Origin of the sequence: Corallococcus macrosporus, assembly GCF_017302985.1 — a bacterium.
Lineage (GTDB): Bacteria > Myxococcota > Myxococcia > Myxococcales > Myxococcaceae > Corallococcus > Corallococcus macrosporus_A.
Genome location: NZ_JAFIMU010000003.1, coordinates 165,246 through 173,998 on the forward strand (window position 1 = coordinate 165,246; position 8,753 = coordinate 173,998).

At 69.7% G+C, this 8,753-nt stretch carries 8 protein-coding genes; 2 read left to right on the plus strand and 6 right to left on the minus strand.

The window, feature by feature from the left end:
• Window position 1 precedes the first annotated feature (1 nt).
• From JYK02_RS05425 to tssK, 6 genes are read right to left on the minus strand one after another with little or no spacing between them, the layout of a single operon-like run.
• Window positions 2-508, minus strand: coding sequence for a hypothetical protein (locus JYK02_RS05425; protein ID WP_207048916.1), 507 nt, complete (start codon window positions 506-508; stop codon window positions 2-4).
• On the minus strand, window positions 505-4,212 hold the full coding sequence (locus JYK02_RS05430) for a type VI secretion IcmF C-terminal domain-containing protein (protein WP_207048920.1): 3,708 nt from the start codon (window positions 4,210-4,212) through the stop codon (window positions 505-507). Before JYK02_RS05430 ends, JYK02_RS05425 begins: the two co-directional genes overlap by 4 nt.
• A gap of 3 nt (window positions 4,213-4,215) precedes the next feature.
• On the minus strand, window positions 4,216-4,521 hold the full coding sequence (locus JYK02_RS05435; protein ID WP_347402431.1) for a hypothetical protein: 306 nt from the start codon (window positions 4,519-4,521) through the stop codon (window positions 4,216-4,218).
• Window positions 4,518-5,156, minus strand: coding sequence for a DotU family type IV/VI secretion system protein (locus JYK02_RS05440; protein WP_207048928.1), 639 nt, complete (start codon window positions 5,154-5,156; stop codon window positions 4,518-4,520). Before JYK02_RS05440 ends, JYK02_RS05435 begins: the two co-directional genes overlap by 4 nt.
• An 11-nt stretch (window positions 5,157-5,167) precedes the next feature.
• Entirely contained in the window at window positions 5,168-5,746 is a 579-nt protein-coding gene (locus tag JYK02_RS05445) for a hypothetical protein (protein WP_207048929.1), read from the minus strand.
• A gap of 27 nt (window positions 5,747-5,773) precedes the next feature.
• Complete coding sequence (tssK, locus tag JYK02_RS05450; RefSeq protein ID WP_207048939.1) at window positions 5,774-7,027, minus strand: type VI secretion system baseplate subunit TssK; 1,254 nt, start codon at window positions 7,025-7,027, stop codon at window positions 5,774-5,776.
• Between the two features lie 304 nt (window positions 7,028-7,331).
• Between tssK and tssB the strand changes: the two genes are divergently transcribed.
• Entirely contained in the window at window positions 7,332-7,892 is a 561-nt protein-coding gene (gene tssB / locus JYK02_RS05455) for a type VI secretion system contractile sheath small subunit (RefSeq protein WP_207048948.1), read from the plus strand.
• A gap of 50 nt (window positions 7,893-7,942) precedes the next feature.
• The coding region (locus JYK02_RS05460; protein WP_207048950.1) for a type VI secretion system contractile sheath domain-containing protein at window positions 7,943-8,753 on the plus strand (811 nt) is incomplete at its 3' end.

An 8,753-nucleotide genomic window follows, 5' to 3' on the forward strand; every position in this document is an offset into this window, starting at 1 on the left:
CTCAGTTCTCGGCGTGAAGGGCCGGGGCCTTGGCGGAAGAGGAGGGTGGGGGCTTCGGGGCGGCGGCGGGCGGCTCGGGCGGCTTCGCCGCGTCGTCGCCTTCCTTCGGGGCCGCGGGCTGTGTGCCCGTGCGGATGCGTCCTTCGAGCAGCTCGATGTCCAGGGAGCCGGGCGTGGGCGTGTTCACGAACTGCTGCCAGGTGCCGTCAGGGGCCGTGAAGAGGAACGACACCGCCACCGGTGCGTTCTCCGGCAGCGGCACCTTCAGCCGCTGCAGCGTTCCCGGGTAGATCAGCGCCGACAGCAGCACGTCCGCGTCCGGATGGAAGATGCGCGCGGACACCTCGCCGTAGGACTCCACGGCGAACTGCTTCGGGTCCACCTTGCGCACCAGCATGTACAGCGGCCGGCCCTGGTTCGTCCCCGAGGGGGCCTTCACGCTCAGGTGCAGCGTGCTCGGCTGACACGCGGTCAGCAGCGTCAGGAGCAACGGGATACAGCGCCTCATCGCGGCACCTCTCGGAACGGGATCCAGGGCTCACCCCTGAGCCCGAAGCGCAGGTCCATCACCCCGTCCGTGGACTGGGCGCCTCGCGCTCTCAATGACCAGCGGCGGTGCTGCGGGTCCTCCGTGGACTGCGAGGACTCCAGCAGCCGGAAACAGCTCCACGCCGAACGCGACTTCTCCAGCGACGCGTACTGCACCGACTGGTCCGCGGGGGCTCGCACCTCCAGCATCAGCGACGCGGTCTGCTGGTCCCACCACGCCAGCGGGAACTCCTGCCACGACGGACTCTGGTTGTACGCGAGGAACGTCGTCTTGCCGCACTTGAGCGAACCCAGCGTCACGAAGCTGCCCTGCGTGGGCGCCTTCGGCAGCGGCAGCGGCATCACCTGCAGCATCAGCGGCCGGGGCCTTCCCTCCGTGTCCCACAACATGCGGGCCAGCCTCGAGAGCCTCCCCAACGTGGGCAGCATTCCCTGGGGCAACGCGAGCTTCGACTGGAGCGCGCTTCTCGGCACCCACTCCGAGCCTCGCTCCTCGCACACCGGCGCCAGCACCCGCGTCACGAACTCCCAGAACGCTCCATCCTGCCGGCGCAGCACCTCCAGGTCTCCCGGGTCCACCTCCTGCAACGCGTCCGGCGTGAACGGATAGCGGCTCAGCAGCGAACGCAGGAACCGCCCGGAGGCGTCCTCCCACTGCCGCTCCAGGGTCCGCTCAATCTCCCGCTGCCCCAGGTCGCGCACCGCGAGGAAGGGCTGGCGGAAGGGCTGGCGCAGCTCTCCGATGAGCCCCTGCTGGTCCAGCCACGCGTCCACCTTGCGCAGGTAGGACGTGTCGTCCTCCAGCATCATCGAGAAGGCCAGGCGCCCCAGCGGCGTCAGCAGCTCCGGCAGCTTCGCGGCCCCTCCCGCGGGCTGGGCGCTCCCCGCGCCCGTGGCCAGGCCTCCCGTGAGCGACGCCGTCGCCTCCGCGGGCACCACGCCGGGACGGGGCACCGCGTTCAGCTCGTCCGACAGCTGGGCCAGCAGCGCACGGTAGGGGTTGAGCGCCGTGTAGTTGCCGCTCTCGTCCGGCTTCATCACCGTCGCGATGGGCTTGAAGGGCGCCACCGCGTTGCGCAGCGCTTCGTAGAAGGGCCCGTCCAGTGGCTCCAGCGACACGCCCTGCGCCACGTCGCGCAGCATGTCCACCAGCTCCGAGGACGGCTGCGTGAGTCGCGACAGCTCCTCGGGCAACAGCGCGGGAATCACCGCCTGGAAGCGGTAGCCGCCCACGCGCTGGAACAGGCGGTTGCGGTACTGGAACGCGAACTGGTTCACCTTGCGGCGCACGTGCTCCTGGCGCTGCGACACCTCCTCCACCGGCAGCCCCGCGCCCTTGATGCGCGTGGTGAACTCGTCCACCAGCGGGCGCAGCCGCGTGTCGAATTCCAGCCGGTCCGCCGCCAGGCTCGCGCCGCTCCGCGACGCCACGGCCTCCTGGCCCTCCACCACGCCAAAGGGCAGCCGCCCCGTCTTCTCGTGGTAGCGCAGCACCGCCTGGTGCAGGAGCCGCGAGCCGTCCTTGGGACGGAACTCGAAGGTGCTCTGGAGCACCGGCACCTGGAGCACCGTGGGGCCGTTGCCCGGCAGCCACAGTCCGTCGCGCACCAGCAGCTCCGCCACGCTCATCTTCTGGACGGCCTTCACGCCCAGGTAGGCCTCTTCCTCCATGCGCAGCACGTTCGTCAGCGAGTCCCGGTGGTCGTTGATCCACGCCACCGTCTTGAGCGTGGAGGGGATGCCCCGGAAGCGGCTGGTGTCCACGCGCGCCTCGGAGGCGGCCAGGAGCTCCAGGGCTCGCGGCAGGCTGCTGAAGCGCGCGCTGTCGTCCAGCAGCGCCTGGAGCCTGCGCCGCTCGTCCTGCATGGACTCCAGGTCCGCGTCCAGCCGCTCCAGCTCGCGCGGCTCCACGGCCCGGTTCGCCAGCAGGTCCTGCAGCCTTCGCAGGTGCGCCTGCCACGGCATCAGCTGCGCCTCCAGCGTGAGTGGCTCCGGGAAGGGCCAGCGCGCCCAGCTGGCCTCGGGCGTGTCCGGCGCTGACCACGGCGGGTTGCTCATGACGACGTAGTCGGCCACCAGGGACTCGTTCAGTCCCACCGCCGTCACCCACGAACGCCCTGCCTCCAGCGCCGCGGCGTCGCCCGCGGGCGCGGGCTGCTCGCCCTCCGGTACGAAGCTCCAGTTCGGACGCGTCTTCAGGCTGGACAGCACCAGCTGTCCCAGCGGCTCCTCGCGCGAGCCGTGCAGCGTGGCCAGCAGGTAGACGACCTGCTCCGGGCGGCACGTGTCCGGCTGGCGGTGGCACTTCTCCAGGGCGGGCCGGATGTGGGCCTCGCGGATGCCCCGCGCCAGGCGTTGGCGCAGGTCCTCTCGCGCGCCGGTGAAGCTGTAGCGGAGCAGCGGCCACGCGTTCATGGCCTTCCACAGCGAGTCCAGGGACTGGCCCGCGGCGACCACCGGCTCCTGCACCGCGGTCCCGGACACCTCCTGCCCCTGGTCGCGGATGCGCTGGACCATCTCCTCGAAGCGCTGCACGCGTGTGCGCGCCTGGTTCAACCTCCACGCGAAGTGCCCGTACGCGGCCAGCAGCGGCAGCGCGAACACCAGGCCCAGCAGCACCGCCCGGCGAAGGTGGGTGTGCATGTAGCGGTCGTGGACCGCTCTCGCCGTGCTGGCCTCGGCGGACACCGACAGGACGTCCGGGTCCCTCGCGTCCTTGTCCGCGGACGACAGCGACACCGTGGAGAGCTTGGGGGCGTACGCCAGCGTCTGGCCCTCCATCAGCGCCGTCACGAAGCGCGACAGCGCCTCGAAGGGCGCGTGGCCCTCCGAATAGAAGCGCTCCAGCCGCTCGAAGGACTCCACCGGCAGCGCCGTCAGGCCCAGCGCCAGGTACTGCTCCTGCGCCTTGAGCAGCGAGCCCAGCCGGGGTTCCTGGCCGGGCGGGGGCAGGGGGAAGCGCAGCGGCACGTGGTGCGCGCGCAGGAGCTTCGCGAAGTCCGCGTAGCCCTCGCGCTCATCCAGGTGGGTGAGGCACACGCGCGTCTCCAGCGCGCCCCCTCGGATCTCCGACAGCAGGTTGAGCTTGCCTCGCACCAGCTGCGCGGCCCGGCGCACCTCGTCCGGGGGCGTGTCCTGCAGCCAGCGCGCGTCCAGCACCAGCACCGCCAGCGCCTGCTGGCCACCGCCGAAGCTGTCCTTCCACAGCCGGCGCAGGGCTTCTCGCGCCTGGGGCGACTCGTCCTCCAGGAGTTGTGGCGACACCTCCTGGGCCACGACGTCCGCGCCCAGGTAGACCTGGAGCAGCGAGTCCGTGAGGAGGCTGGGCAGGAACTGCCGCGCCTGCCGCTTCCAGTCCAGGTCCAGTTCAATCAGCCGCGACTTGCCCGCGCCTGCTGGCCCCAGCACCACCACACCTGGCAGGTCCCTCACCGCCACGCGGTGGCGCAGCGGCAGCCCGGCCAGGAACTTCTCGCGCACCTTGCGCAGCCGGTTCTTCGCCAGGGGCTCCGGAGCAGCGGCTCCTCCGGCCGGCGCGCTCTTGCGCTTCGCGCGCCAGACGAGGAACAGCGGAATGCCGATGGCCAGCAGCGCCACGAGCAGCAGCGCGTAGGGCTTCCACTTCGGTGGGATGAACGCAATCAGCTTCTTGATGACATCCATGGCTCAGCGTTCCCCCCAGCCCATGACGTTCCCGGCCCGGCCCGAGCGATGCAGGGCCTCCAGGACGTCCTCCAGCGTGTCCACCGTGCCCGCGAACGACGCGCGTGCCTTCTGCTGCTCCTCTGGCGACAAGCGCGCGTCACCCGGCCCCGGCATCAGGCGGGCCAGCGTCTGGCCCAGCTCGTCCAGCAGGGGCTCCAGGCCATGGCGGCCGACCCCCAGGCGCGCGGCGACGGTCTTGCGCACCTCCTGGAGCAGGGCGGGCGCGGCGTCGAGCGCGGGAGCGGGCGCGGCGGCTTGTGGCTTCACCGGGTCACCCACCAGAGCAGGCCCTGCAGCCCCAGCACGCTCGCGGCGCTGGCGGCGTAGTAGCGGGCGGGAAAGGCGTAGAGCAGCGGCCCGGTGGATGCACCAGAGGCCGCGGGCGCGGGCGGGGGCGGAGGCGTGACGATGCGCGCCGACAGCCGCTCCTGGTACTCGCGCAGCTTCGCGGTGTGTCCCAGGTAGCGGCCTCCGAAGCCCGCCGTGATGCAGAAGTGGAGCATCTCGAAGAGCAGCGCGGGCGAACCCGGCTGGTCCAGGCGTTGATCCGCCAGCGCGTAGAAGGCCTCGCCGCCGCCGTCCTCGCCGAAGAGGCGGTACTGCAACAGCGGCCACAGCGGCTGCTCCGCGTCCACGAGCCGCAGGAGGACGCGCTCGTCCACCAAGTACGTGAAGGGCTTGAGCGCGTCCTGCACCTCCTCGTCGCGGGCGTGGGCGCCCAGGCCCGCGCGCAGCCGCTCGATGACCTCCAGGAGCTCGTCGTGAAGACGGCGCAGGCCATCGCGGCCCAGGACTCCCGCCGCGGCGGCCGAGCCGGGCGCGGCCTGTGGCAGCCACCCGTCCAGGATGGACTGGGCCTGCCGGTACTGCGTGAAGACGACCTGCCAGTGCTCGAGCTTCATCGCGCCCCCCGCTAGCCCACGTTCACCATGCCGCCCTTGAGTTCCGCCACGCCGTCCGCCTTGAGCGCCAACTTCGCCTTGGCGGTCACCTTCACCTGCGCCCCCTCCACCGCGACGTCCTTCTGTCCCTCCGCCTTGACGGAGGGCGCCTTCAGGGCCACCGCTCCGCTCTTGGCCTCCACCTTCACGTCGTCACCCTCCACGCTGAACTTCTGCGCCGCCTTCAGCGTCACGCCCTTGTCCGAGGAGACGGTCGCGTCCTTCGCCGCCTTCTGCGTCAGCTCGTCCTTCGTGGTGACGGTGAAGGCCTTGGCGCTCTCCAGCGCGAGCGTGTCGTCGCTCTTCCACGACGACGCCTTCGTGGAGGTCACCTCGATGGTCTCCGCCTTCAGCACGAAGGACTTGCAGGTCACCGTGACGCTGTCCTGCTTCTGCACGATGGTGCTGGTCGCGCTGTCACCCTTCACCTCCAGGGTGATGGCCTCGCCATCCATCTTCACCGTCTGGAGGATCTTCCCGTCCTTGTCCTCCGTGGTGAGGATGAGGCCCTTCTCCTTGTCCATGTCGATGATGCAGATGAGCTTGGGCATGCGCGCCGTTCCCCCGTCGGTCCGACGTCAGGCCCTGCGCCAGTAGAGGAGCACCTGCGCCCCTTCGAGCGCGGGCGTGGCGAAGAACGTGAGCCCGTCCTCGCGCGTCGCGGACTGCCATTCCTCGCTCTGGTGCGTCAGCTGGTACCAGTCGATGTCCGCGTCGAAGGCGTGCGGGAACGAGGGGAAGGCCACGTGCCGGTACGGCACGCCCTTCAAGGCCTGGCGCCGCACCGCCGGCAGCCGCAGCGGACTGGCCAGCTTCACGCCCTCCATGGAGCGGGGCCGGTCACGCTCCTGCCGGCGCACCAGCAGGTAGAAGTCATCCGGCGCCGGCGTCTCCTTGGGCAGCGGGGTGAGCTTGAAGTGGCCGTCCTGGAAGTCGAAGGCGCGATAGGACAGGGGGCTGGCCTGCGGGCGGAAGCCGCGCGTGAGGAGCTCCATCCACCGCGCGATGCCCGGGCCCGGCGCTTCGTGCTCGTACGCGGGCAGCTCGTCGTCCGGCTCCGCCTCCAGATAGCAGCACGTCTCGAAGTACAGCCGCCGCAAGGCCTGCACCAGCGGGTAGGGCGGCGGCTGCAGGCCGTGGCGCATGTCCTGGCGCAGCACCTGGAGGCTTCGCACCTCGCACAGCGCCCGCCGCGCGCTGGCCAGCCGGTCGCCTCGCACCAGGCCCTCGCGCAGCGACGTGCGCAACTGCCCCTGCGCCTGCTGGAGCAGTCCGTCCAGCTGCTCGAACAGGGGCTCCAGGAACGGGTGGGGACCCACGCTGAGCAGCGGCGGCAGGTGCGTGGCGGACAGCCGCCACGGGCCGTCCGCGTTCCGGGTGAAGACAGCCAACGACAGGCTGCTCACCGTGTCATCCACCACCGGCTCCAGCGACAGGCACAGCCGCCGTCCCGCGCGCACCACGCTGGGGGCTTCACCGCCCGCGGGCGCCAGGTCCTCGCGGGGCTCCAGCACCGCCAGCAGGTGCAGATACACCGTCACCCGCGTGCGCCCTGTCTCCTCGAGTGACAGCGGTGTCACCTCCGCGTTGCCCGGCACCTCCAGCAGGTGGCCGCCCGGTAACACCGCGGTCAATTCCTCCAGCGCCACCGAGCCCTTCGCGAGCAACACGTCGTTGAAACGCAGCGCGCTCACGCCCACCACCGGCAGGCCCGCGAATCCCGCGTAGCGCCGGGCCTCCGCGGAGAGGGATTCCTCCTGGGCCCGGAAGTGTTCGGGCAGCAGGGTCTGCCCTTCCTGCCACAGGACTCGCGCGAGGGTGTCTGGGTTCATGGCAGGGCGAAATGACTTTTCGTGTCACAGGGACCGCCCGAAGCAAGGAGTTGCATGGGCCGGGTGACAATGTTTGGAAAAGTACTGGCCTTGAGCCAGGGACGTCAAGGAAGCCCCAATGACCCATCCTGTCTGGTTTCTCGCCCTTCAGGGCTGGGAAATGCCATGGGTTGGGTCGCTTATGTCTCTCTGGGTGGTGGCGCCCCCATCGTGCCGGGTCATGTGGTGGGGGTGTATTGCTTTTGTGTATTCGTATGGTTTATCAATTATTTCACAAACGGCAGATCCGTTTTTGGGGGTACTCATGGCCATCACCGACGAAATTCCCAGATCACGCATCACGTTGACCTACCGCACGCAGGTGAATGGCACCCGGGCGGACAAGGCGCTTCCGTTCCGGCTGCTGGTGATGGGGGACTTCTCCAAGGGCACCTCCATCGACCGCAAGAAGGACCTGGATCAGCGGGAGATCCGCAACCTGGATGGCAAGAACCTGAACCAGGTCATCCAGAACATGGGCATGACGCTGAACTTCAGCGTGCCCAACCGCGTGGACAAGAAGGATCCGGTGGATGGCTCGGCGCCGGCGCCGCTGCAGGTGAACCTCAAGCTGGACTCGATGAAGTCCTTCAGTCCCGTGGAGGTGGCCCGCCAGGTGCCGAAGATCAACGCGCTGCTCACGCTGCGCAAGCTGCTGCTGGAGCTGCAGGGCAACCTGGACAACCGCAAGGAGTTCCGTCAGCTGGTGCGCCAGCTCGCGCAGAACCCGGAGGCCGTCCAGAAGCTGAAGACGGAGCTGGCCGCGTTCAAGTCGATGAGCCTGCCGAAGCTGGCCGCGACGAACCCGCAGCCGCCCACGACGTGATGCCGGGCGCGAGCCCTTCCCCACGACCTTCCTGAACGAGGCCTCCTTCCATGCCCACTCCTCCTGCGTCTTCCAATTCCGCGGCGTCCGCGGCAACCGCCGTGGCGGATGTCCCCCTGGACCTTCCGCTGTTCCTCAACAGCGTGCGCCTGGGCTCCGTGCCCGAGGCGCGCGACGCCTCCGCCCAGTCCGACCTGCTGGTCATCCCCGACGACGCCACCCCCGAGGAGCGCTTCGTCTCCAGCCTGGCGGCCATGGTCCACAACATGGACACGGACGAGGGCCGCTTCGACAAGCAGACGGTGCAGGAGCTGGTGGGCACCATCGACGCGCTGGTGTCGGACCAGCTCAACGCCGTGCTCCACGCGCCGGAGTTCCAGGAGGTGGAGGCGCAGTGGACCGCGCTCAACGACCTGGTGCGCAACACCAACTTCAAGGCCAACATCGAGCTGAGCCTGCTGGACGTCTCCAAGGAGGAGGCCTACAGCGACCTGGAGACGAACGCGGCGGACGTCGCCGGTTCGGAGTTCTTCAAGAAGCTGTACGTCGCGGAGTACGACCAGTACGGCGGCGCCCCCTACGGCGCGCTGGTGGGCCTGTTCGAGTTCGCCAACACGCCGCAGGACATGCTGTGGCTCAAGACGATGGGGAAGATCGCCGCGGCCAGCCACGCGCCGTTCGTGGCGTCCGTGTCCCCGCGCTTCTTCGGCTGCGACACCATGAAGGAGGTGTCCCAGCTGCGTGACGTGTCCAGCCTCCTGGACTCGCCCAAGTACTCGGCCTGGAACGCGCTGCGTGACACGGACGAGGCCGCCTACGTGGGCCTCACGCTGCCGCGCTACATCGTCCGGCCTCCCTACA